This window comes from Pseudomonas sp. HP_01 (genome assembly GCF_055284355.1).
Genome location: NZ_JBTOPV010000002.1, coordinates 100,272 through 125,131 on the forward strand (window position 1 = coordinate 100,272; position 24,860 = coordinate 125,131).

General features: G+C 61.2%; 20 protein-coding genes. 8 read left to right on the forward strand and 12 right to left on the reverse strand.

What is annotated here, in order from left to right:
* Positions 1 to 113 precede the first annotated feature (113 nt).
* The 3 genes from ACYAR8_RS02920 to ACYAR8_RS02930 are packed head-to-tail and all read left to right on the forward strand — an operon-like array spanning position 114 to position 4,136.
* Entirely contained in the window at positions 114 to 719 is a 606-nt protein-coding gene (locus tag ACYAR8_RS02920) for an RNA polymerase sigma factor (RefSeq protein ID WP_074884147.1), read from the forward strand.
* The gene (locus tag ACYAR8_RS02925) at positions 716 to 1,711 is read left to right on the forward strand and encodes a FecR family protein (RefSeq protein WP_463579038.1); all 996 of its coding nucleotides are present in this window, start codon (positions 716 to 718) and stop codon (positions 1,709 to 1,711) included. Before ACYAR8_RS02920 ends, ACYAR8_RS02925 begins: the two co-directional genes overlap by 4 nt.
* A 49-nt stretch (positions 1,712 to 1,760) precedes the next feature.
* The gene (locus tag ACYAR8_RS02930) at positions 1,761 to 4,136 is read left to right on the forward strand and encodes a TonB-dependent siderophore receptor (protein WP_463579039.1); all 2,376 of its coding nucleotides are present in this window, start codon (positions 1,761 to 1,763) and stop codon (positions 4,134 to 4,136) included.
* 184 nt (positions 4,137 to 4,320) lie between these two features.
* On the opposite strand, the gene ACYAR8_RS02935 is transcribed toward ACYAR8_RS02930, so the two are convergent.
* A complete protein-coding gene (locus tag ACYAR8_RS02935) occupies positions 4,321 to 5,193 on the reverse strand; it encodes a helix-turn-helix domain-containing protein (protein WP_463579040.1) in 873 nt (290 codons plus the stop codon).
* Between the two features lie 133 nt (positions 5,194 to 5,326).
* Here ACYAR8_RS02935 and ACYAR8_RS02940 point away from each other — a divergent pair, with 133 nt between their 5' ends.
* The gene (locus ACYAR8_RS02940; RefSeq protein WP_463579041.1) at positions 5,327 to 6,226 is read left to right on the forward strand and encodes a DMT family transporter; all 900 of its coding nucleotides are present in this window, start codon (positions 5,327 to 5,329) and stop codon (positions 6,224 to 6,226) included.
* 206 nt (positions 6,227 to 6,432) lie between these two features.
* Here ACYAR8_RS02940 and ACYAR8_RS02945 read toward each other — a convergent pair whose 3' ends face one another.
* Together ACYAR8_RS02945 and ACYAR8_RS02950 are read right to left on the reverse strand one after the other, a co-directional pair.
* A complete protein-coding gene (locus ACYAR8_RS02945; RefSeq protein WP_463579042.1) occupies positions 6,433 to 7,407 on the reverse strand; it encodes a 2-hydroxyacid dehydrogenase in 975 nt (324 codons plus the stop codon).
* A gap of 105 nt (positions 7,408 to 7,512) precedes the next feature.
* Positions 7,513 to 8,460 (reverse strand): LysR family transcriptional regulator, encoded by a 948-nt coding sequence (locus ACYAR8_RS02950; protein ID WP_074884162.1) that lies wholly within the window; start codon positions 8,458 to 8,460, stop codon positions 7,513 to 7,515.
* Positions 8,461 to 8,641: 181 nt separating this feature from the next.
* On the opposite strand from ACYAR8_RS02950, the gene ACYAR8_RS02955 reads away from it, so the two are divergent.
* The 4 genes from ACYAR8_RS02955 to ACYAR8_RS02970 all read left to right on the forward strand — a co-directional run bounded on the left by ACYAR8_RS02955 (position 8,642) and on the right by ACYAR8_RS02970 (position 13,593).
* Positions 8,642 to 10,150 carry an efflux transporter outer membrane subunit gene (locus tag ACYAR8_RS02955; RefSeq protein ID WP_463579043.1) on the forward strand — a complete coding sequence of 503 codons (1,509 nt, stop codon included), beginning with the start codon at positions 8,642 to 8,644 and terminating at the stop codon, positions 10,148 to 10,150.
* 160 nt (positions 10,151 to 10,310) lie between these two features.
* Positions 10,311 to 12,509 (forward strand): FUSC family protein, encoded by a 2,199-nt coding sequence (locus ACYAR8_RS02960; RefSeq protein WP_463579044.1) that lies wholly within the window; start codon positions 10,311 to 10,313, stop codon positions 12,507 to 12,509.
* The gene (locus ACYAR8_RS02965; protein WP_074884171.1) at positions 12,499 to 12,699 is read left to right on the forward strand and encodes a DUF1656 domain-containing protein; all 201 of its coding nucleotides are present in this window, start codon (positions 12,499 to 12,501) and stop codon (positions 12,697 to 12,699) included. The genes ACYAR8_RS02960 and ACYAR8_RS02965 overlap by 11 nt, the downstream gene beginning before the upstream one ends.
* Positions 12,700 to 12,714: 15 nt before the next feature.
* Positions 12,715 to 13,593, forward strand: coding sequence for an efflux RND transporter periplasmic adaptor subunit (locus ACYAR8_RS02970; protein WP_074884173.1), 879 nt, complete (start codon positions 12,715 to 12,717; stop codon positions 13,591 to 13,593).
* 151 nt (positions 13,594 to 13,744) lie between these two features.
* Here ACYAR8_RS02970 and ACYAR8_RS02975 read toward each other — a convergent pair whose 3' ends face one another.
* From ACYAR8_RS02975 to algG, 9 genes are all read right to left on the reverse strand, one after another.
* Positions 13,745 to 14,569, reverse strand: coding sequence for an SDR family oxidoreductase (locus ACYAR8_RS02975; RefSeq protein ID WP_463579045.1), 825 nt, complete (start codon positions 14,567 to 14,569; stop codon positions 13,745 to 13,747).
* A gap of 33 nt (positions 14,570 to 14,602) precedes the next feature.
* On the reverse strand, positions 14,603 to 15,067 hold the full coding sequence (locus tag ACYAR8_RS02980) for a multidrug transporter (RefSeq protein ID WP_074884178.1): 465 nt from the start codon (positions 15,065 to 15,067) through the stop codon (positions 14,603 to 14,605).
* A gap of 182 nt (positions 15,068 to 15,249) precedes the next feature.
* Complete coding sequence (locus ACYAR8_RS02985; protein WP_065991920.1) at positions 15,250 to 16,704, reverse strand: mannose-1-phosphate guanylyltransferase/mannose-6-phosphate isomerase; 1,455 nt, start codon at positions 16,702 to 16,704, stop codon at positions 15,250 to 15,252.
* Positions 16,705 to 16,909: 205 nt separating this feature from the next.
* Positions 16,910 to 17,566 carry an alginate O-acetyltransferase AlgF gene (locus tag ACYAR8_RS02990; protein ID WP_074884745.1) on the reverse strand — a complete coding sequence of 219 codons (657 nt, stop codon included), beginning with the start codon at positions 17,564 to 17,566 and terminating at the stop codon, positions 16,910 to 16,912.
* 33 nt (positions 17,567 to 17,599) lie between these two features.
* On the reverse strand, positions 17,600 to 18,775 hold the full coding sequence (locus ACYAR8_RS02995; RefSeq protein ID WP_074884182.1) for an alginate O-acetyltransferase: 1,176 nt from the start codon (positions 18,773 to 18,775) through the stop codon (positions 17,600 to 17,602).
* Between the two features lie 10 nt (positions 18,776 to 18,785).
* Positions 18,786 to 20,348 carry an MBOAT family O-acyltransferase gene (locus ACYAR8_RS03000; protein WP_463579046.1) on the reverse strand — a complete coding sequence of 521 codons (1,563 nt, stop codon included), beginning with the start codon at positions 20,346 to 20,348 and terminating at the stop codon, positions 18,786 to 18,788.
* Positions 20,349 to 20,586: 238 nt separating this feature from the next.
* Positions 20,587 to 21,723: a mannuronate-specific alginate lyase gene (locus tag ACYAR8_RS03005; protein WP_463579074.1), complete on the reverse strand. Its 1,137-nt coding sequence runs from the start codon at positions 21,721 to 21,723 to the stop codon at positions 20,587 to 20,589.
* 7 nt (positions 21,724 to 21,730) lie between these two features.
* Positions 21,731 to 23,170: an alginate O-acetyltransferase gene (locus ACYAR8_RS03010; protein ID WP_108120673.1), complete on the reverse strand. Its 1,440-nt coding sequence runs from the start codon at positions 23,168 to 23,170 to the stop codon at positions 21,731 to 21,733.
* A 13-nt stretch (positions 23,171 to 23,183) separates the two neighbouring features.
* On the reverse strand, positions 23,184 to 24,833 hold the full coding sequence (gene algG, locus ACYAR8_RS03015) for a mannuronan 5-epimerase AlgG (protein WP_083398692.1): 1,650 nt from the start codon (positions 24,831 to 24,833) through the stop codon (positions 23,184 to 23,186).
* Positions 24,834 to 24,860: the final 27 nt, after the last annotated feature.

Here is a 24,860-nt window from a genome sequence, read left to right on the forward strand (position 1 = left end):
CTGATTTCAGCCGCTGCAGATTTGTTGCGAGATTCGTCGGACATCTTTTGCGCATGAGAATATTTATCATTAATATCGCGCCTCGCATCCTCCCTCAACCTCGTGCCTTAACTATGATCGATCCACCTCCGTCCTCGAACTCAGCGTGTCAGGACCTCGACCACGAGGCGCCCAAGGCTGCGCGCGCGCGGTTTCTGGAGGTGTTTCTGTCCCAGCGTCCTCAAATGGAGGCGCTGGTTAGCAGAAGAGTGGGTTGCCGGGCGACAGCGGCTGACCTGGTCCAGGACCTGTTTCTCAGGTTCTGGCGGCGTCCGTTGGTGCAGGTCGAGGAGCTCAACACGTACCTGCTGCGCTGCGCCGGCAATATCGCCATTGATCACCTGCGCAATGAGAGCACCCGCGCCCGGCTCAGCGAGGATCTGCTGCCTGATGCGCATCGGCCCGAGACTGACGAACCCCAGGCGGCGCTGGAGGCGAGCAATGATCTGCGCCACATCGAAACGGCATTGCGCGGATTGCCGGAAAAAACCCGGCAGATCTTCCTGCTCAACCGTATCCACGGGCGCAAATACGCCGAAATCGCCAAGGCCATGGAGCTTTCGCAGAGTGCGGTGGAGAAACACATGATGCGCGCCCTGCAAGCCTGCAAGGCGAGTGTCAATCAGGACGTCCCTCGGGTTGTGCCCTTTGTCCGGAGATCCGGAGGTGGTCGTCCATGAAGGCCTTTCCTGATCCGAATGCTGATTCGAATGCCGATCACCACGCCGTGGCCCTGAGTTGGCTCAGTGTCTTGCACAACCAACCCACGATTGCCGATCAGGCGCGTTTCAGTCGCTGGCTGCACGCCGATCCTGCCCATGCCGAGGCCTACGCTCAGGCACAAGTGCTGTGGGAACTCAGTGAAGAGCCTGCCACCACACTGGCCGGCGAGGACGCCGCCGCGCTCGATGCCTTATTGCGAAAAATGGACACGCCTACCGCGCGAAAGCTGCCGCACGGGGGAGCGGCGCTGGCGATGGCGGCGTGCCTGGTGCTGATGGTGAGCGTCGCGATGGGATTGAATCCGCAGCGCTGGGCAGATGATCTGGGCGCCGATTATGTATCGGCACCGGGGCAGGTCCGCACGTTCATCCTGGAAGACGGGTCGCAGGTAACGATGGACGCCGACAGCGCGATCGACGTGCATTTTGACGACGGAGAACGGCATGTCGAGTTGCGCCGTGGCGCCGCATTCTTCCAGGTTACCCACACTGGCGAGCCGTTTGTGGTCGATGGCGGACGCGGGGAGACCCGGGTGCTGGGCACGCAGTTCGAGGTGCGCCTGCAACCTGCCGGCGCGCAAGTCACTGTGCTTTCCGGGCGGGTTGGTGTGAAGGCCACCGCCGATGCGCCGCAGCAGATCCTGACGGCAGGTCAGCAGGCCCGTTATGACCGCGAGCGAACCGGCGCTCCGCAGTCTGTCGACAGCGAAAGCCAGTTGGCCTGGCGTCAGGGCTGGCTCAATTACGCCCGCACGCCCCTCGCCGATGTGATCAACGACCTGAACCGGTATTACCCGGGCCGGATCATTTTGCTTAACGATCAACTGGCCGCGAAGACCGTCAGCGGCAGCTTCCCCTGTCGCGATCCACAGGCCGTGCTGGCCGCGTTGAAATCCGTCGTTGGTTTCCAGCAGTACGAAGCGCTCGGGCGGGTCATTGTGATCCGTTGATCGCAGGCGAGCTGTTGACATGTATCGCAGTCAAGCGGGGTGAATCGATGTGAGAAGGTGGTGTGGCGTTTCGGTGGTGGCGGTCTGGAGCGCGTGCGTCCAGGCAGCCGTGCCGGCCTACGACTTTTCGATCCCGGCCAAACCGCTGCCCCAGGCGTTGAGGGATTTCAGTCGAGTGACGGGGCTGGGCGTGATTTACACCCAGGATGCGCCCTATGCGGTCGATGCCCCGGCGTTGATGGGATCGTTCAGTGCGGAACAGGCGTTGGGCGTACTGTTGAGCACGTCCGGCCTAACGTTCCGCCTTGCCACTGACGACACCTTCACGCTGCAAGCCCGGCCCGCTGACGGTGCGGTCACCCTTGGCGAGACGCAGATCGATTCCACGCGCTCCTACAACTATCAGCCGCCTGCTGTGACATCGGTGATGCGCAGCGCAACGCCGTCGCTGGAAAACCCCCAGGCGGTGAGCGTGGTTCCGGCGCAAGCGCTGAGCGATCAGGTGCCGCGCAACCTCGACGATGCGCTGGCCAACGTGAGTGGCGTGACCCAGGGCAATACCCTCGGCAGCACACAAGACACGCTGATGAAGCGAGGTTTTGGCGACAACCGGGACGGTTCGATCATGCGCGACGGCATGCCGGTGGTGCAGGGCCGCAACCTGAATGCGACGGCCGAGCGCGTTGAGGTCCTAAAGGGGCCGGCCTCGCTGCTGTATGGCATTCAGGACCCGGGCGGGGTGATCAACGTGGTCAGCAAGCGCCCGCAGTTGCAGTCGGCCAACGCCCTCACGGCCCGAGGTTCAAGCTACGGCGCAGGCAAGAACGGCAGCGGCGGCACGTTCGATAGCACTGGCGCGATTGATGGCGCTGAAGGGGCGTCGACCGGTCTGGCGTACCGCTTGATCGTCGACCACGAAGACGAAGAGTACTGGCGCAATTACGGCGTGCACCGCGAGTCGCTGGTGGCGCCGTCTCTTGCCTGGTACGGCGATGACACCGAAGTGCTGGCGTCCTTCGAGCATCGCGAATTTCTCTCGCCGTTTGATCGCGGTACGGCAATCGACCCGCGCACCAATCACCCGCTGAACATCCCCGCGACCCGGCGCCTGGACGAGCCCTTCAACAACATGGAAGGGCGTTCGGACCTGTATCGATTCGACGTCGACCACACCTTCGACGACGCCTGGAAAGGCCACCTTGGTTACAGCTACAACCGCGAGACCTACGACGCCAGCCAAGTGCGCGTGACCGCCGTCGACCCGGCAGCCGGCACAATGACCCGCTCCATCGACGGCACCGGCAACGCCCTGAGCACCGACCGCTTCGCCACGCTAACGTTGAGCGGTGACACCTCGTTGGCCGGCGTGCGACACGAGGTGCTGATCGGCGTCGACGACGAATACCGAAAAGTCGCGCGGGGTGAACTGATCCGCCAGAAAAGCCAGGGCACGTTCAGCTATGTGAATCCGGTGTATGGCCAGGAAACGGAGGGTACTCAGGTCAGTGCGGCGGACAGCCATCAGCTCGACATCCTGCGCAGCGACTCGGTGTTTGCTCAGGACTCCGTGCACCTCACCGATCGCTGGATTTTCGTCGCGGGCGCGCGTTATCAAGTGTTCGATCAGCAGGCTGGCAAAGGCTCGCCGTTCACGCGCAACACCGATTTGAACGGGCAAAAGTGGATTCCGCGAGCGGGCCTCGTTTACCGCTACAGCGACGAGCTGTCGTTGTATGGCAGCTACACCGAGGCGTTCAAGCCCAACTCCAGCATCGCCACGCTGGCGGGCGGCACCGTGCTGGATTCGGCAACGCTGCCCGAAGAATCGAAAGCGTGGGAGCTGGGTGCCAAGTGGGATTCCTCCGATGGCATCAGTGCGACGCTGGCGCTGTTCGACATCAGAAAACGCAATGTGCTGGTGGCGAATTTCGACTCACTGACGGCGAATACGGTGTACACCACGGCGGGTCAGGTGCGCTCGCGGGGTGTGGAGCTGGACGTGAGCGGGCAGCTGTCAGACCGCTGGAGCCTGATTGGCGGCTACGCCTTCACCGACGCTTGGGTGATTGAGGACCCGACGCTTAAGGGCAAGCGCTTGCAGAACGTGCCCCGGCATAGCGGTTCGGTCTCGGCTGTATATGACTTTGGCGCGGTGTTGGGCGCCAGCCGGCTGCGGGCGGGAGCGGGCGCCCATTACGTCGGCGAACGCGCGGGTAATCCGGACAACGATTTTGATCTGCCGGGCTACACCGTCGCCGATGCCTTCGCGACCTACGAAACCCGTCTGGACGGGCAAAAAGTGAAGTTTCAGTTGAACGTGAAAAACCTGTTCGATCGCACCTATTACAGCTCGGCGGTGAGCCGTTATTTCGTGTCGCTGGGGGATTCGCGGCAGGTGGTAATGGCAACGACGCTGGAGTTTTAAGCCGTTACAGACTGCCCCGTTTATGCCGGTAGACGCTTGACCCTGTAGGAGTGAGCTTGCTCGCGAAGGCTTTGTTTCAGCCCACGGAAAATCACTGGATGTGCCGGCGTCTTCGCGAGCAAGCTCACTCCTACAGTTTGATATGGGTCTGCCCCGTTAAATATGAGTGACACTCGAAGAGCATTTACTGAAACGCAGCCCGGTACTCGCCCGCCGTTGCGCCGACTGACTGTTTGAACCGGTTGCTGAAGTGGCTGGCACTCGCGAAGCCGCATTCCAGGGCGATCTCGCCAAACGGCTTGTGCGTCGAGCGCAGCAGTTCCCGGGCGCGGTTGAGGCGTCGAGCGAGCAGGTATTGATGGGGCGGCAGGCCGAAGCTTTCGCGGAACATCCGCGCGAAGTGGTATTCCGACAGCGCGCACAGGCCCGCCAACTGGCCGAGGCTCAAGGGATCGGCCATATTCTGCTCGATAAACTCCACCAACTGACGGCGCAAGTGCGGCGCCAGTCCGCCTTTCAAGCGCAAGCCTTCGCGCAGCCCCACCTGGCGCAGGACCATGTGATCGAGCAGCTCATGGGCCAGGCTGCTGGTGAGCATGCGTTCGCCGGGCTCGCTCCAGTCCATGCGGATCAGGCGATGAAAGCGCTCGGCCTGTAGCGGATCATCCAGAAACGTGTGCTCCTGCAACGCCAGCTGGCGGGGCTCGCGATCTAGCAGCGTGACGCAGTTGAGGGCGAACTGTTCGGGGCTGATATACAAATGCGCCAGACGGATTTCACCGTTCACCACCCAGGAGGACTGATGGCCGGCGGGCAGCGTGCAGATCTTGTCCGGGGCGCCTTTCCTGTCCGGCTGATCGCGGCGGAAGGTCCCGGTGCCGCCATCGATGTAGCACGACAACGTGTGGTGGGTAGGCGCGTGGTAGTTCTGCGCGTCGTGGCGGTTGTTCCACAGCGCCGCCATCACCCCGTCACCCAGGGGCGCGCACTTCTCCAGCTGCGCGTGGGGCGAGCTGTTCAGGGATTGAAAAACCTGGATGGTTTCGAGTGACGACATGGGAGCTCCTCTGCGCCTCGCATCCTACTCCGAGCGCTGGCCCCTGCCAGCGGAGTAACGATCAAATGCGCAAGTTTCTGCAAGTGAGCGCAGAGCCGCGCCGCCAGACTGAGGCTTCACTGGGGAGCCCGACATGAACATCACGTTGTATCTGCTGACCGTTTTGATTTGGGGCACGACCTGGATCGCCTTGAAACTGCAACTGGGCGAGGTCGCCATTCCAGTGTCGATCGTCTACCGCTTTGGCCTCGCGGCACTGATCATCTTCGCCCTGTTGCTGGTGACCGGGAAATTGCAGAAGGTCAATCGTCGCGGTCAGCTCATCTGCCTCGCGCAGGGGCTTTGCCTGTTCTGCGTCAACTTCATGTGCTTCTACACCGCCAGCCAGTGGATCCCCACCGGTCTGGTCGCGGTGGTGTTTTCCACCGCGACGTTATGGAACGCGCTGAACGCCCGGATCTTTTTCAAGCAGCAAATCGCGCGCAACGTGGTGATGGGTGGCACCTTGGGGCTGATCGGTCTGGCGTGCCTGTTCTGGCCCGAGTTGGCGGGGCACAGCGCCAGTCGCGAGACCTTGATCGGCCTGGCGTTGACCCTGCTCGGCACGCTGTGCTTCTCGGCGGGGAATATGCTGTCCAGCCTGCAACAGAAAGCCGGCCTGCGCCCGCTGACCACCAATGCCTACGGCATGCTGTATGGCGCGACGATGCTCTGCGTGTATTGCCTGCTGAGCGGTACGCCGTTCTCCTTTGAGTGGAATGCGCGGTACATCGGCTCGCTGTTGTATCTGGTGGTGCCGGGATCGGTGATTGGCTTTACCGCCTATCTCACCCTGGTCGGCCGCATGGGCCCCGAGCGCGCGGCGTATTGCACGGTGCTGTTTCCGGTGGTGGCGTTGAATGTGTCGGCATTTGCCGAAGGCTACCAATGGACCGCCCCCGCGCTGATGGGGCTGGTGTTGGTGATGGCCGGGAACGTGCTGGTATTCAGGAAGCCGAGGGTGATTGTGCCGGTGGGCGCGAAACTGGCGTGAGAGGCTGGCTGGCGCGGAGCGCCTGGAGCGGCATTCCCACGGGGACCGTGGGAACGATCACAGACTGGATTGAGAGAGCTGATCGTTCCCGCGCTCCGCGTGGGAATGCAGCCTGTGACGCTCCGCGTCATTCCCGCTCAAATGGCGCGGAGCGCCGGGAGCGGCATTCCCACGGGGACCGTGGGAACGATCATCAAACGGGCGGTTCAGCCCTTCCACACCTGCGCATTCACCAGGTCCTGTGGCTTCTCGCCCAGCAGCGCGGCCCGCAGGTTTGCGTAGGCGCGGTCGGCCATGGCCTGGCGGGTTTCGTCCGTCGCCGAACCGATGTGGGGCAGCGTCACCGCGTTGCTCAGCGCAAACAGCGGTGACTCAGACAGCGGCTCTTTCTCGTAGACATCCAGACCGGCGCCGCGAATCGTGCCGTCCTGCAGCGCCTTGATCAGCGCCGGTTCGTCGACGATCGGACCACGAGCAATGTTCACCAGAATGGCGCTCTTCTTCATCAGCGACAGCTCACGGGTGCTGATCAGGTGCGTGGTCTTTTCGCTGAGCGGCACCACCAGACAGACAAAGTCCGATTCGGCCAGCAACTGATCCAGCGTACGGAATTGCGCGCCGAGTTCCTGCTCAACGGCTGTCTTGCGGCTGTTACCGCTGTACAGGATCGGCATGTTGAAACCCAGACGACCGCGTCGCGCGACCGCTGCGCCTATGTTGCCCATGCCCACTATGCCCAGCGTCTTGCCGTAGACATCAGTGCCGAAATGCGGCGCCTCGATGCTGCGTTTCCAGTGACCGGCCTTGGTGTAGGCGTCCAGTTCGGCGACGCGGCGGGCGCTGCTCATGATCAGCGAGAAGCCCAGGTCGGCGGTGCTTTCCGTCAGCACGTCGGGGGTGTTGGTCAGCATGATGCCGCGTTCGGTAAGGTAGGCCACGTCGTAGTTGTCGTAGCCGACCGAAATGCTCGACACCACTTCCAGCTGTTTGGCGTTTTCCAGTTGCTCGCGTCCCAGTTTGCGACCGGCGCCGATCATGCCGTGGCTGTGGGGCAGGGCTTCGTTGAACTGCGCGTTCAGATCACCCTTTTTCGGGTCGGGGATGATCACGTTGAAGTCTTGCTGCAGGCGCTCGGCCATTTCCGGGGACACGCGGCTGAAGGCAAGGACGGTCTTTTTCATCGGATAGCTTCTCTCGGCAGTTCAGAAGGGCATTGCGTAGCACGCTAACATTCTTGCCGAGGGATTGGCGAGGCAGAGGGATACGTCGCGCGTTGCGGCAGAGCGTTAAACCGTCGCGGGCAACACATGGGTCTGCAGGTCGGCTTCATGGGCGGCCATGATTTCCGGCAGGGAACCGCGCAAGTACTCGACCCAGGTTTTGATCTTCGCATCCAGGTACTGTCGCGACGGGTAGATCGCGTACAGGTTCAGCTCGTGGGAACGGTACTGCGGCAATACCCGCACCAGCGTGCCATTACGCAGGCCTTCGATGGCGGAGTAGATCGGCAGAATCCCGATGCCCATGCCGCTGCTGATCGCGGCCTGCATGGCGTCGGCCGAATTCACCAGAAACGGTGAGTTGCCGATGGTCACGGTTTCCTGGCCTTCGGGGCCGTCGAACGCCCACTTTTCCAGCGGGAATACCGGGCTGACCAGGCGCAGGCAAGCATGATTGAGCAAATCAGCCGGCCGGTGTGCCATGCCGAACGCCTTGATGTAGGCGGGCGAGGCACAAACGATGCTGTAGGTGATGCCCAGTCGCTGGGACACGAAGCCCGAATCGGGCAGCTCGCTGGCGAGCACGATGGACACGTCGTAACCCTCTTCGAGCAGGTCCGGGACGCGGTTGGTCATGGTCAGGTCGAACGAGACGTCCGGGTGATTGCGCCGGTAGCGGGCAATCGCGTCGATGACGTAATGCTGGCCTACGCCGGTCATCGAATGGACTTTCAGTTGCCCGGCCGGGCGCGCATGGGCGTCGCTGGCTTCGGCTTCCGCTTCTTCCACATAGCCGAGAATCTGTTCGCAGCGCAGCAGGTAACGCTTGCCCGCTTCAGTCAGGGCGATGCGTCGCGTGGTGCGGTTCAGGAGTCGGGTTTGCAGGTGGGCTTCAAGGTTGGAGACAGCGCGCGAAACGTTTGCGGTGGTGGTGTCCAGTTGCGCCGCGGCAGCGGTGAAGCTGCCCGCCTGCGCCACGCAAGTGAAGGCGCGCATGTTTTGCAGAGTGTCCATTGGCCGTTCTCAGGTGAGATAGCAAATTGTGACATGAAGTAACTGATCCATGTCAGCCATACCAAAGGATTATCTCCGGTTGCGTAACAAAGATTCGCAGAAGTCCCGGCTTATCGCCGGGCTAGACGCCCCCTAGAATCGCCGCATCATCGATTCCCCCTCCATTCAGGTAATTGCAGCAGTGCCGCGTCGTCTCGTCAGAGGGCTCAAGCCCCTCAGTGTGTGGGCTTTAACGTTACTCATTAGCGGCTGCATCGGAACTGGCGGAATTGCCCCACAAGGCACAGCGTTGTCGCCCGACGCGCTGGCCACCGACGACGCCATCAAGGCGGCCGACACAGACGCCCGCTGGCCGGCCGGTCAGTGGTGGCGGGCCTATGGCGACGAGCAACTCAATCGCTGGATCGAACTGGCCGCACTGGGCAGCCCCAGCCTGGCGATCGCGGCCGCGCGGGTGCGTCAGGCCAAGGCCATGGCGGGCATCGCGGAATCGGCGGAATCCCTGCACGTCTCCGGCGACAGCAGCCTGAAACGACACAACTGGCCGACGGATCAGTTCTACGGCCCGGGTGAGCTGTCGAACACCAGCACGTGGGACAACAACGCTTCGCTGGGTCTGAGTTATTCCCTTGATCTGTGGGGCCAGGAGAGCAATCACTCCGAACAGGCGCTGGACATGGCGCACATGAGTGCGGCCCAGGAGCGTCAGGCGCAGCTGGAATTGCAGGACAACATCGTCCGCGCGTACATCCAGCTGTCGCTCAACTACGCCCAGCGTGACATTGCCGAAGCGACCCTCGCGCAACAGCAGCAGATCGTTGATCTGGCCCAGCGTCGCCTGAAAGGCGGCATCGGCACCCATTTTGAAGTCAGCCAGGCGGAAACGCCGCTGCCCGAAACCCATCGTCAGATTGACGCCCTGGACGAGGCGATTGCTTTGAGCCGCAATCAGATCGCGGCGCTGGCCGGCAAAGGCCCGGGCGAGGGCGCGAGTCTGCAGCGCCCGACGCTGTCGCTTTCCGCCGCGTTGAAGTTGCCTTCGGCGTTGCCAGCCGAACTGTTGGGGCAGCGTCCGGACGTGGTCGCCAGCCGCTGGCGGGTGGCGGCGCAGGCGCGGGGCATTGATGTCGCTCATGCCGGGTTTTATCCGAACGTCGATCTGATGGGCAGCCTCGGTTACATGGCCACTGGCGGCGGCATGCTGGAATTCCTCGCCGGCAAGAAATTCAACTACAGCGTGGGCCCGGCGATCACCCTGCCGATCTTCGACGGCGGGCGTTTGCGTTCGGAGCTGGGCGTGGCGTCGGCGGGCTATGACGAAGCCGTCGCGCAGTACAACCAGACCCTGGTGATGGCGCTGAAGAGCATTTCCGATCAGCTGATTCGTCGCGAGTCGATGAACAAGCAACAGCAGTTCGCCGATCAATCGGTGGCCGCCGCTCAGAAAACCTACGACATCGCGATGGTTGCCTATCAACGCGGCCTGACCGATTACCTCAATGTGCTCAACGCGCAGACGCTGTTGTTCCATCAGCAGCAGGTGCAGCAACACGTCCAGGCCGAGCGCCTGACGGTGCATGCAGAGCTGGCGGTGGCGCTGGGCGGCGGGTTGATGGCGGGCCATGACTCGCCTGCGCCGGAAAGGACCGCTGCGCCGAAAACGCCGGTGTCGTTGGCGGTGTTTGATTAATGAAACTTTCCGGCTGTAGGAGCGTGGCTTGTCCCGCGATCGACCGGGAACCGGTCGCCAAATTTGCCCACTCGATTTGGCCCGACTCACCACATGTACCGATCTTGCTGCCGGTTCCCGGCAGTTCGCGGGACAAGCCACGCTCCTACAGGACTTGGCGATGAACTTGGGTTTCAACTGGCTCAAATCCCTCGAATGGCGCCGCGGCCTCAACGATTGGGCGCGCAGCGATGGCGTGACGTGGATCTACATCGGCAAGGTGCTGATGGCGGCATTCCTGACCTACTGGATCGCCATGCGCCTGGAGCTGCCGCAGCCGCGCACGGCCATGATCACTGTGTTCATCGTCATGCAGCCCCAGAGCGGGCAGGTGTTTGCCAAGAGTTTCTACCGGCTGCTGGGCACGCTCGCCGGCTCCGTGGTGATGGTTACGCTAATGGCGCTGTTCGCGCAAAACAGCGAGCTGTTCCTCGGCAGTCTGGCGATCTGGGTCGGCTTCTGCTGCGCCGGTGCCGCGCGCTATCGCAACTTCCGCGCCTACGGTTTTGTGTTGGCCGGCTACACCGCCGCGATGACCGGACTGCCCGCGCTCGCGCATCCGGACACCTCGTTCATGGCGGCCATGTGGCGGGTGCTGGAAATTTCCCTGGGCATCGTCTGCTCGACCCTGGTCAGCGCCGCGATCCTGCCGCAAAGTGCCGGCGCGGCGATGCGTAATACCTTGTACCAGCGCTTCGGCACCTTCGCCCAGTTCGTCATCACTGGCCTGCGCGGCGAGAGCGATCCGGCCTCCTTCGAAGCCAGCAATGTGCGCTTCATCGCCGACGCCGTGGGGCTCGAAGGCCTGCGCGCCGTCACCGTGTTCGAAGACCCGCACATGCGCCGTCGCAACGGTCGACTGAATCGCCTGAACAGCGAATTCATGACCATCACCACGCGCTTCAACGCCTTGCATCAACTGCTCGAACGCTTGCGTCGGCGCGGTGTGACCCCGGCGGTTCAGGCCATCGAGCCGGGCCTGAATGCGCTGACTCGATTGCTGGAGCCTTTCGCCGGGCGCGCGCTGACCAACGCCGATGCCGCGCTGCTGGCCAATCGGTTGAGCGTGTACAAGGCCGATTTGCCCGAACACGTGCGCAGCCTGCGGGCCGAGTTCGTCAAGACCGAGCCCGGCGACGACGACCTACTGGATTTCCACACCGCGTATGAGTTGCTGTATCGCTTCGTCGACGACATGCATGACTACGCCCAGACCCACGCGTCCCTGGCCGATCACCGCCATGCGCGGGAGAAATGGGTCGAGCCGTTCGTGTCCACCACCAGTTGGCTGTCGTCGCTGGCCTCCGGCGTGCGCGCGACGTTTATTCTCGCGGTGATGTCGGTGTATTGGGTCGCGACGGCCTGGCCGAGCGGTGCGTCGATGACCCTGGTGTCTGCCGCCACCGTGGCGCTTTCCGCGACGACGCCGAACCCGAGGCGCATGTCGTTTCAGATGGCCTGCGGGACATTTTTGGGCGCCGTACTGGGCTTTTTCATCACCTTTTTCGTGCTGCCGCGCATCGATGGTTTTCCCTTGCTGTGCATGGTGCTGGCGCCGGTGTTCGTGCTCGGCACCTTCCTGACCACGAGGCCGCAGTGGGTCGGCTACGGGCTGGGGCTATTGATTTTCTTCAGCATCGGTTCGGCGCCGGACAACCTCACGGCCTACAACCCCTATGCGTTCATCAATGACTACATCGCCATGGTCCTCGGCATGCTGCTGTGCGCGGCGGCGGGGGCGATCATTCTGCCGCCGAACAGTCGCTGGTTGTGGCAGCGGCTGGAGGCCAATCTGCGTCAGCAAGTGAGTTTTGCCATCAGCGCGCCGCTGCGCGGGATTCGTTCCAGTTTTGAAAGCCGCACCCGCGATCTGATGCATCAAGCGTATGGACTGGCCGCCGGCAAACCCGAAGTGCAACGCAATCTGCTGCGCTGGATGTTCGTGGTGCTGGAGATCGGCCACGCGATCATCGAGCTGCGCCGCGAGCAGGACATCCTGCCGGTGCACCCGAGTTACGCCGAATCGCAACCTTGGCGCCAGGCGATTCGCGCCATGGGGCGCTCGCTGATTCGTCTGTTCATCCAGCCCGATCGCCATAACCTGGCGCGCAGCCTGTCGGCCGTCGATCACGCCATCGTCTGCGTGCAGAACACCGACGAGCCCTTCGCGCCGCACTTCGACACTTCGGCGCTGCGCCGGGTAAAAAGCTACCTGCACTTCATCCGCACCTGCCTGCTGGACCCGCAATCGCCGCTGGCGGGCGTTCCGTCAGAGCCGGCATCTGTGGCCTCGCCCCAAGGACAACTCAATGCCTCGTGAACTCGCCTTCCACGGCGTTTACATGCCGACCGTGACCGTCATGTTTATGGTCGCCATGGTGCTTTCCTGGGCGCTGGACCGCTTCATGTCCGGGCTCGACCTGTACCGTTTTTTCTGGCATCCGGCGCTGCTGCGTCTGAGCCTGTTCAGCTGCATTTTCGGCGCCATGGCGCTCACTGTTTACCGATGAGGCACGTTGGTTGAGATGAAAAAGCTCTTCAGTCTGATCGCAACGTTGTTGATTCTGGCCCTGGCCATCGGGATCGGCCGGCTGCTCTGGATTCATTACATGGACACGCCGTGGACCCGCGACGGCCGGGTGCGCGCCGACGTGATCAACGTAGCCGCCGATGTCAGCGGCGTGGTGATCGATGTGCCGGTCAAGGACAACCAGCCGGTGAAAAAAGGCGACCTGCTGATGCAGATCGACCCTGAGCATTATCAGCTGGCGGTGAAGCAGGCCGAGGCGATGGTGGCGTCACGCAAGGCGACCTGGGAGATGCGCAAGGTCAACGCCAATCGGCGCAAGGACATGGACGCCTTGGTGATCTCCGCCGAAAGCCGCGAAGACGCCGGGAATGTCGCGACCTCTGCCCAGGCGGATTATCAACTGGCGGTCGCCCAGCTCGACGCCGCGCAACTGAACCTGAAACGTACCAAAGTGCTGGCGGCGGTGGATGGTTACGTCACCAACCTCAACGTGCATCGCGGCGACTACGCGCGCATCGGCGAGGCCAAGATGGCCGTCGTCGATATGAATTCGTTCTGGGTGTACGGCTTCTTCGAAGAAACCAAACTGCCCCACGTCAGAATCGGCGATCCGGCGGACATGCAGTTGATGAGTGGCGAGGTGATGAAGGGCCACGTCGAGAGCATCGCCCGCGCCATCTACGACCGCGATAACCCTGAGAGTCGCGAGCTGATCGCCGACGTCAACCCGACGTTCAACTGGGTACGACTGGCCCAGCGCGTGCCGGTACGCATTCACCTGGATCACGTGCCGGAAGGCGTCGTGCTGGCAGCGGGGATTACCTGCACGGTGATTGTGAATCCCGAAACACAAGGCTCGACACAACACCTGTAGGAGCGCGCTTGCCCGCGAAGAGGCCGGTACTTCCGACGCATCTCTGTCGTCCATGCTGGCGCCTTCGCGGGCAAGCGCGCTCCTACACTTTGAGCAGCGTCACACAGCAGATTCGCGGCCTGCCGGAGGATGCAGGCGCGTGGCGCAGCGATCAGTATTTTTTATCCAGCTTGAAACGCTTGCTCAGAATCCATTCGAGCAGTGCCTTGGGCAGTAGCCGTTCCATCAGGGGCAGCGCGCGGCTGCCGTTTCCGGAGCGCAACAGACGCGGTGGATGAATGCGTTGCACGGCGTTGAGTACGTCGCGGGCGAAATCGGCGGCGGGGGTCGGGTTGCCCTGTGACGCATTGGCCCTCGCGCGGATGCCTTCCCGCCACGGCCACCACGGCGAAGCCTGATGAATCACTTGCTCGGCCTCGTGGCTGGCGTTTTGCGCGAAGTGGGTGTCGATGGCGCCCGGCTGGACTTCCATCACCCTTATCCCGAAGGGCGCCAGTTCCATGCGCAATGCGTCGGTCATGGCATGGACGGCGGCCTTGGACGCGCAATACGCGCCCGCGAAAGGCGTCACCAGTACGCCCGAAACGCTGCCGATATTGACCACCAACCCCTTATTGCGGCGAAGCGATGGAAACAGCGCGTGCGTCACGCCGACCACGGAAAACACGTTGGTTTCAAACTGCCTGCGCATGGCCTCGACGCCGCCATCCAGCAGCGGGCCAATGCCGCCGTAGCCTGCGTTGTTGATCAGCACGTCGAGCCCTTTGCCGTGTTGATCAAGCTCGGCGACCAGTCGATCAATCGCTGCGCTGTCATTGACGTCAAGCGTGACAGCACGAAAACCCGCCGTGGTCAGCGCCTGCACATCGGCCGGCTTGCGTGCCGTCGTCCAGACCTCGTGGCCTGCCGCTTTGAAGGCATCTGCCATGGCGCGGCCGATGCCGCTGGAACACCCGGTGATCAACACCACAGACATGGTTCAGTCCTTGAAAAAAGAGAGGGGCAGCGCTCAGCCAGAGAACGTGCCTTGCAGGCGTTCGGCACGAAACTCGAGGGTCTGCGGCCGATAACCCGGGCGCAGCGGCGGCATGGGCAAGCAATCTTGCCACTGGCTGCCGGGCAGCAAGTCGCCCGGCCCGCGATAGCGCGGCGCAGTGTAGGTGTCTTCGGCCAGATTGACGGTGTCGCCCGGCGCGTAGGCCGCGATTTTCCAGCGCAGTTCGGTGAGCGAAACGGTGTTGCCGTTATCGATCAGCACCAGTAACGGGCGACCCGTCGGGCATTGTTGGGGCGCATAGTTCACGCGCAGTTGCAGGCGCTCAAGGCGCTGCTCATCGCGGCTGTCTTCCCAGACCACAAACGCCGCCACGACGCCCAGACCAACCGCTGCTGCCAGGGAAACGGGCAAGGCTTTGGAGGGATAGCGAAGAAGCAGGACCAGCCAGGTGAACAGGAGTACGGCGCCGAAAATCATCGTGTCGATCTCGCGATTGCAGATGAGGGCATCGTACCGAAAGGGGAGGGGATTGGGCTAATGGTGGTTAAGTTGATTTGGATTCGCTGGCATGGAACGCAAAAAAAAGCCCCCGAAAACCCTCTGCGGATGGGGAATACGCAGAGGATTAACGGGGGCTAGTACTACTGGGTGAAGCGGTATTAACGCGCGATGGTCTGAGTCTTCACGCCGGCTTCGATGCCTGGGGTGGAGCGGCCGTAGACGTCTTCGAAACGTTCGATGTCGTCTTCGCCCAGGTAGCTGCCCGATTGGACTTCGATGATTTCCAACGGGATCTTGCCCGGGTTGCGCAGACGGTGAACCGAAGCAATCGGGATGTAAGTCGACTGGTTTTCGGTCAGCAGGAACACGTTGTCGTCGCAGGTGACCTGAGCGGTACCCGATACAACGATCCAGTGCTCAGCGCGGTGGTGGTGCATCTGCAGCGAAAGGCTGGCGCCCGGCTTGACGGAAATGCGCTTGACCTGGAAACGGCCGCCCATGTCCACGGAGTCGTACGAACCCCACGGGCGATAGACTTCGAGGTGGTTCTGGGTTTCGCTGCGGCCTTGCTCGTTCAGCGTGTTGACCAGTTGCTTGACGCCCTGAACCTTGTCTTTGTGGACGATCATCATGGCGTCTTTGGTTTCGACGACAACGATATTGTCCAGGCCGATCACGGTGACCAGTTTGCCGTTGCCCTGAATCATGCAGTTGCGGCTGTCCTGAATAACGACATCGCCTTTGGCAACGTTGCCGTTCTCGTCTTTGGCGTGCACGTCCCACAGGGACGACCAGCAGCCGACATCGCTCCAGCCCGCATCAAGCGGTACGACGCACGCGCGCTGGGTTTTTTCCATGACGGCGTAGTCGATGGAATTGTCCGGGCAGCAGGCGAAGCTCGCCTCGTCCAGGGAAATGCTGTCGCCTTCCTGCTTGCTGCGCTCAAGGGTCAGCAGGCAGTTGTCGTAGATGTCCGGATCGTGCTTTTTCAGCTCTTCCAGATAACGGCTGGCGCGGAACAGGAACATGCCGCTGTTCCAGTAGTAACCGCCGGCCTGGACGAACTCCTGGGCGCGTTGCTCATCAGGCTTCTCAACGAACTGCTGTACGCGGCTGACGCCTTCTGGCAACAGCGCGTCCGCAGTGGACTTGATGTAGCCGTAGCCGGTTTCAGGCTTGGTCGCCGGGATACCGAACAGGACCATTTCGCCGCGCTCTGCAGCAACGGTGGCCAGGGCCAGTGCGCGTTGCAGGGCTTTCTGATCGTCGATCACGTGGTCGGCTGGCAGCACCAGCATCAACTCGTCGCGACCTTCGTTGGCCAGCATCATCGCGGTGATGGCTACGGCAGGCGCAGTGTTGCGACCGAACGGTTCCATGATCACGGCCTGAGTTTCCAGACCCAATGCACCGAGCTGCTCGGTGACGATGAAGCGGTGGTCCTTGTTGCACACCACGACAGGGTGCTGCATGCCGTCGAATTGCAGGCGCTCGACGGTCTGTTGGAACAGGGTGTGTTCGCCGGTCAGTGCCAGGAACTGTTTTGGAAACTGTTTACGCGAAAGAGGCCAGAGTCGGGAACCGCTGCCACCTGACAAGATCACTGGAATCATTTTGTTTCTCCGTTAAGCAAAAATCGTTCGAATGGGCTGTAGGTCTTTTCGGTCTTTCTGGTTTTTGTCTTGCATCGCTCGGCACCCTCTTGGCTGTCTGCTTGCTCCGCAGTGCCTGACGCCGAACGCTTAATCCCGTAAATCCGTGGCAGCGCGCGGGTGATCACGCGCGCTGCCTGTGGCCTCTCGGCCAGACTCAAATCTGTTACTGAGTGCCGGTAGGGCGCTTGACCCAGACTGGCGACAGGCTGCTACCGCTGCCGGTGACGTACAGCACGGCGGCTTCACCGCGCTCCAGTGCAACCGGCTTCAGGTCAGCGACTTTCTTGTCGCCGTCAAACAGCGCGAAGCTGACTTTGACCGGGTTGATTTCACGCTCGCCGGTGCCCTTGGCAGACACAGCCTTGACCACGTCGGTCTTGCCGTCAGCGGTTTTCAGGGTCAGCGCCTTGTCGCTCAGGTTCTGTACGCGAACCAGGGACTTCTGCTTGTTCTTGAACGGCGGCTCTTCAACCAGTTGCGGCGAGCCGGACGTGTTGTTGACGATGGTGTAGTAGTGATCGCTGGCCAGTTTCACCGGCAGCGACTGGCTGCCGACTTTGGCGGTGTAGTCGCCCTGTGGCATGAAGCCGAAGTCGCTGCTGGCCAATGGGCCGATTTCGTTGAGGCTGGTGTTGCCGACGCTGGCGGAGATTTCGCTGCTGCTGGCGTTGTAAACACGCACGAAGGTCGAGCCTTTTGGTGCGGTAGGGCCGTACAGAGCGGCGTCGCCACCGGCGAATGCGGAAAGGGATACGAAGCCCAGGCTCGCGGCCAGCACGCAGGTTTTCAGCAGATTGGTTTTGCTCGAACGAACTGGCATAGGGTTCTGCGAAGTCATAGTCAAAGAGTCCTCTCAGTTTTGCGCCCGGTTGGGCGACTTGGAGTTGTTGGCGTTGTCCGCCAGATTCTGTTGGGCGTCACGGGCCTTCTTGAGTTCAGCGATCCACTGCGGATCGAACTCGGTCAGGTCGTTGTGAGCGGGCAGGTAGCGCTCCGGGAACTCCCAGATCAGCACCTGCGGTGGGCTGCTCTTGAAGGCGTCGGTCTGCAGATACTTCAGCATCGGCAGGATCGGGCCATGGCCGTCTTCGGCGTAATTCACGACATCTGCGTGCAGGGCCTGCTTAAGCGCACCGGCGAAGTTCCAGTTGGGGTTGGCGCTGTAGCTGGTGCCGACCAGACCGACTGCAACCGAGTCGTCAGCGAACAGGGCGTCCCCGCCCTCGGCGCTAGCCTGAGCCGGGTTGGTGCTGCGTTGTTGCAGGTCGTCCGGCTTGGGCAGCAGATTGCTGAACAGCGGATCGAGCGGCAGGAAGTTGGTCAGATCGCCCTTGTAGGGTTCGGTCGACTTGGCTTCGGTGACGAAGTTCTGCGGTTCAACGTTCAGCGGCAATTGCTTGCTGATCACGTCGCCCAACTGGCGGGCGACGATTTCCGCGCCCATCGGCGTCCAGTGAGTGTCGGTGCGCAGGAATACCTGGCCCTTCTCCTTGGCGCTTTGCAGCGGCGTCAGCAGATCCGGGGCAAGGATGCCGGCCTGATTCACTTGGGCGTGGAACTGCTGATACAGATCCGTGTGCAGCGTTGCCGGCTTGTTGTCTCCGACGTGCTCCGGGTACAGACGGGTCTTGGCCGGAATAATTGCCAGCACCAGCTGCGTGCCTTGCTTTTTCAGGGTGTCACGCACGCCCTGAATGATCGCCAGGTTGTCCGCTTCGTTCTGCTCGCTGTTGGCAACGGCGTCGAATTCCTCGTCGGTGTAAAGCCACTGGTCTTTGCCCAGGATCACGCCCGGACGACCTTCGTTGAACACCTTGTAGTCCAGCGCGGCCCAGAGGTTGGTGCCCAGACGCTTGATCGGGAATTCTTCGTCGTAGTGGGTCTCCACTGCTTTGGTCCAGTGACCATTGAGCACGGTGGTTTCTTTCGACGTCGAGAAACCGCTGAAGCTGCGCAGCGACCACAGGCCCAGTACAAGCAGAATCGCCAGGAACAGGAAGATGTAGAGGAAACGTAATGAACGGGTCATGTCAGGCTCCTCAGAACTGGAAGTAAAGGAACGGCGAGAAACTGGCCGCCGAGAGTTTCAGGATCGATGCAACGAACATCAGCAGGATCAGGGCGCGCATGGCATAGCGCGACCAGTCGGCGGTCCAGTAGGCAGGCTGAACCTGCGCTTCGGTGCCGACGATGTAACCCGGTTGATGGATGCTGCCTGGCTTGTCGCCCGGCACGGCCTTGATCAGGCCTGGCTCGGCAGCGGCAGGGCCCTCGGCATGCACGGCTTTGTCGGTCGGCTTGACCGGCGCGCGATTGCGGTAGAAATCACGCAGGCCGAAGAAGGCGAGGGTGATGTACGCCACGACCAGAGTCGCCACTTGCAGACCGGTGAGACTGGCGCGGTTGAGTTCCGACAGACCGAGATCGCTGAAGCTGAACATCGCGCCGTACATGCGGGCGGCAACGTGCAGGTTTTCCGAGCGGAAGATGACCCAGCCCATGACCACCAGCAGGAAGGTGAAGGCCCAGCGAACGACGTTGAAGGTGCGCGGCGCGGTGTTCAGGCCGATGGCCTTTTCGATCGCCAGCCACACACCGTGCCAGGCACCCCAGACGATGTAAGTGATGTTGGCGCCGTGCCACAGACCACCCAGCAGCATGGTCAGGAACAGGTTGCGGTAGGTCGCGACCTTGCCGCCACGGTTGCCGCCCAGCGTGATGTACAGGTAGTCACGCAACCAGGTCGACAGGCTGATGTGCCAGCGACGCCAGAACTCGGTGATCGACTGGCTGATGTACGGCTGTTTGAAGTTTTCCATGAAGCGGAAACCCATCATCAGGCCCAGGCCGATGGCCATGTCGCTGTAGCCGGAGAAGTCAAAGTACAGCTGAGCGGTGTACGCCAGCGCGCCAAGCCATGCGTCACCCGTGGTCGGGTTCTGCAGGGCGAAGCAATGGTCGGCGACCACCGCCAGCGTGTCGGCAATGAAGACTTTCTTGATGAAACCCTGCATGAACCGCGTGCAGCCTTCGGAGAACTTGTCGAGGGTGTGCGTGCGGTTGTTGAACTGATCGACCAGGTCGCGGAAACGCAGTACCGGGCCTGCAATCAGGTGCGGGAAAATCGCCACGAACGCTGCAAAGTCGATGAGGTTTCGCGTTGCTGGCGTGTCGCCACGGTAGACGTCGATGATGTAGCTGATGGACTCGAAGATGTAGAACGAGATACCGATCGGCAGCAACACGTGGGTAAGGATGAACGGCTCAAGACCGATCGACGTCATCATTGCGTTGATGCTGTCCACGCCGAAGTTGGCGTACTTGAAGTAGCCAAGGATGCCCAGGTCGACCACCACGCCGAGCAGCAGCCAGCGCTGAGCCGGTTTGGTTCTGACCCCGGCAGCGCCCACGCGCAGGCCGATCCAGTAGTTCCACAGCGTCACACCTGCGAACAGTGCCAGAAAGTCCACTCGCCACCACGCGTAGAAGACGTAGCTGGCGACCAGCAGCAGCAGGTTGCGATAGCGTTGCCCGCTCAGGTAGTACAAGCCGAGAAATACCGGCAAGAACAGGAACAGGAACACGTTGGATGAGAAAACCATCCTTTATCTCTCCATTTGTCCAACATCAAGGGCCGAAGCCCCCCCAAACCCCCCACGAAAAATGGAGGGGTGAAACGTAAATCCGAACGACCGACGCCGATTCTGTAGGAGCGCGCTTGCCCGCGATGTGTCAGTCCGGTTGATGCCGCTCTGACAGATACACCGCTATCGCGAGCAAGCTCACTCCTACAGTGGGTTCGCTGTGAATTCACAGCGAACCCAACCGGAGCGCTTGCGCTTACGAACCGCCCTTATCACCCTTGTCGTGCGTCGGGTCATAGGTGCGGGTCATGTCGCCGCCGAGGCGGAAGTTCTTGAACGGTTGCATCTTGTGTTTCTGCTCAAGCACATCCGGGCCGCAGTCATAGAGCGAGCAGTACGGTTCCAGCCAGGCGAATTTCATGTCGGTTTTCAGGTCCGTCATGTCTTGCTTTTCGCCATCGCGGGCGGCGAATTCGCTGCCTGAGTTCTTCACGCCAGCCAGCACGCGATCACCCAGACGCTTGAGCGCCCCGTTGTTTTCCTGACGCAGATCGACACCGTTGGCCTGGGCGAAACTCGCGATCATGGCCAGCGGCGGAAGCGCGTAGTTGTGGTACGCCAGCGCACGCTGTTTGCGCTTGAGCTCGTTCGGCAGGAAACCTTGCGGGTCAACCTGATTGGCGCCGATCTTGAATTCCTTCACTGCCCAGTCGAACAGGTCCTGGCGATTGGTCGCGACTGACGTGGACATCACGGCCCAGGCGGCCCAGTACGAGTGGTTGTTAGTCTTGTCGAGCGGCAGATTGTTCCAGTCGCTGACGACGTGATCCGCCAGTTTGCTGAACCAGGCCTCGATCACCTGCGATTCCTGCTGGCGGGTGGCCAGAGGATGCGACTCGGAGAACTTCAGGCGCAGATAGGCCGACGACATGCTGCCCAATGCCCATTTGCGCATCGACTTGCCGGTGTGGTTGAAGTCGGTGGACTCCAGCGCATCGGCCTTGGCCCAGGTGGTCAGCATGTTCAGCGCACAATCGAGCTGTTCCGGGCGACCGTCACGCATGTACTGCATCACCACCTTGCTGGTGGCGCGCTCCATGGTGGTGATGTCTTTGGTCGCGTCACGAAAAGCCTGATCGGAAACCATATTCAGCGTGGCGCGGGCTTTGTCCGAGCCTTCGTATTTGCTGCGAAACTGCAGCGGACCGGTGTAAGGCTGCGGAATCGAGTCACAGCTGAACTTGCCCTGGCCTGTCTTGAATTTCTCGACACCTTCGTAGTAGCCCTGCGGCGGCACGAGTGTCGACGCAGCGCTGGCGCCAGTGGCGAACAGTGCCGAGGACATCATTGCCAGGGACAGAAGGGTAGGGAGCATCAGTTTTGGAGTGTGCATATGAGCCTCATAACCCGGCTTGCGCGGTTTGATGCGCGACATTCGGGAACACGTTGCGTTTGCATACTTTCGCTTCGACCTGCTGTGGCGCAGTGCCCGCTTCCGGACCCTGCACTTCAAGTGCGAGCAATTGCTGGTCAGCCCAGTCTTTGTCATCGCGCAGTTCGAAGGAGAAGCGCCCGTCGGTTTCAGATGTTTCAGGTTTCTCGATCTTCAAGTCTTCGTGGCGACCGTTCATGTACCAGAGGCGCGCCTGAAGGGTCTTCACCGAGTTGTCGGCGAACTTGATGTCGATCTGATTACTGCCGTTGCGCACATCCTTGATGCCGTTTTTGCCGTTGACCAGCAACTCGTTGATCCCTGGTTTGAGGGTGGTGCTGGCGCTCATGACTGCCGGTTTGCCTTCACAGCCGTTGTCCAGCAGCGACATCATCTGGCGATAGATGGTCTCCTGATCCAGGCGATAAAGCGGCGAGAATTCCCAGATGAGAATCTTCGGTGGGTGTTTCTGGAAGTCTTCGCTGCCCAGGTACTGCAGCATCGAACCTTCAAGGCCGCCGCCCGGGAAGGCGACGTTCAGCACATCAGCACCAATGTATTCCTGCAAAAAGCCGGAGAAGTTGTAGTTCTTGCCGCTGTGACTGGTACCGACCAGGGTGATTTCCGGGTTGCCGGAGTCACCGAACAGGTCGCCGTCGGCGGCTTCGCCTTTGGGTTCCGTCTCAAACTGGTCCATGTACTGGATGGCGTAGCTCGTGCCGCACAATTGACCAGCCATATTGTGAAGAGTGCCCTTCTTGCCCATGCGACCTGACAAATGGGTCTCGAATTCACGGCGCGGAACGCCGGCAAAGGCCTGCATCTTTTTCACGGAGTCAGCGACGATTTTCGCCGTGCGCTGAGCGCCGTACGGCGTCCAGTGCTGGTCACCGCGGAAGTAGAAATCGTGAGCCTGTTGCTCGTTGGTCAACGGCGACAGATCAGGTACGGTGTAGCCCATTTTTGCGAAACGACCGAGCATGGCCTGGTAGTTGCGCAGCGCGGTGTTGTAGTCGAACTTGTCGCGTTCAGCCGGGAACAGCTTGTTGCGATCAACCAGCCCGCGGGTGGGTTGATACACGACCACCAGCTCTACACCCTTGCTCTTGAAGGCGTCGTGCAGCATTTGCATGCGGCGATAGCCTTCAGGCGTGGTGTCGAATTCGGTGCGCAGATCTTCACGGGTCCGGAACAGCCAGTCGCCCTGGGCCTGAACCAGCGTGGTGAAGTTCTGCTGGTAGCGGCTGACGTAGTTTTTTTCGTCGTGCGCTTCAGGGCACAGACTGCAGCAAGGCTCGGCCGTGAAGCTCGGGGCAGTGGTGTCCGCTGCATACGCGCCATTGCTGGCGGCGAACAGTGCAGCGGTCAGGCCCGAGAGGCTGAGCAGTTTGATCAAATGTGCGTGCATAGAAATATCTTCCTCAGTCCCGGAGTTGTTTCTGGCTTTCGACCGGGTCGATCAACACGGCTTTCTGTTGGCGCACCAGCAGATCGAGGATTTCGTCCTGACGGTCGCCCAGTACACCGTTGAAGCTGATCCCGCTGGCTTTGGTCGGTGCGAGCATCGACACCTTGTACAGCTCGACGCTCAGAGGCGAGTCGATGGACAGCGGGCCTGAACCGTTGGAGGTCAGTTCGCCGCCGACCATGATCAGCGAGACTTCGGCATCGAACGGGTCGAGCTTGATGTCGCGGTCAGTGTCAGACAGGTCTTTGATGTGGCCGTAGACGCCCATCAAACCGTTACCGATGGCCAGGTTTTCGTACAGCTTGATGTTGGTGCTGTTGCGAACCCGGATGCCGTGACGCTTGTTGGCGAACACACGGTTGCCCCACAGCAGGTTGTCGGCACTCTCATACAAGGTGATGCCGTCGGTGTGGTTGCGGTAGATCTCGTTGTACGCCACCAGGTTGTTCACGCTGTTACGGTCAAGGACGATGCCTGACAGGTGGTTGTCGTAGCTTTTGTTGTTGATGATGAAGCTGTCGTTCACCTCACGGGAGACGATGATCCCGTGCTTTTTCTTGGTCCCGTAAACGGTGTTTTCGGCAATGATCAGACCGTGGGAACGGTCATGGGGGTCGATGCCGTAAATAATGTTGTCGTGGTAGGTGCTGCCCTTGACCACGAAGTCACGGGTTTCATAGCAGTAGAAGCCGTACCACATGTCCGAGAAGTCAGAGTTGACGATCCAGCCGGTCGGCTCGGCGCGGTTCATCTGAGCCTTCATGTTCGGCGTGTACTGGGAAATACTGATGCCGTACGACTTGCTGTTGTTGTACCCCAGGCTCGCCACTTTGGTGTTGAACATGTAGGTCTGGGTACCGCCCCAGGACAGCAGGAACGGACGGAATTCCTTCGGCGTTTTATACGTCGACGGGCCGTTGGCTTTTTCGCTCCAGCCGGTGAGTTTGGTGTCCGACATGAACAGCAGGTTGTCGTTGACCAGAAACGCACCGGCGTCCTGGGACAGGCGCAGCTCGGTGGTTTTCTTGTCGACTTCGAGGATGCCGTTCTTGCCGACAACGATCGGCAGACGAGCCAGGAACACGCCCGGCGAGGTCTCGCTCAGGTACTGTTTAGGCACCTTTTTCGCGAGGTCTTGCAACGTCATGTAGCCGTCTTCGATGAAGATTGCCTGTGGGATGCCGTGCTGACGGGCTACCCATTCGGCCATCTTGTTGTCACCGCCGATGAATTCCTTCAGCGAGTCTTCCTGCATCATGCGTTTGATCGCAACCTTGCCCGGCTTGCTGCGCACGATCTTCTTCTGCATGGCCTCCCGGGTGTAACCCGAGAGGTCAGGTAGCTTGGGCTTGTCCATTAACAGCGGTTCGATGGGCGGGCTGCTGATGGTGTAAGTCTTGGCCTGATGCAGGCCCTTGACCACCACTTCCTTGTCATCAGCCGGGTGCGCCGCAGGGGCAGGCACCGGCAACGGGTTGTTGGCCATGGCCGCGGTGCTGGAGAGCAGCATGACGCTGCTCAACACCGCGCATTTCAGCACAGAGCTTTCCAGCAGGGCATGCGGCCATGCCCGGTGACGCAATCTGCTTGCTTGACTGTTCATCTCATTGCACTCCTATCGCGGCTTGCA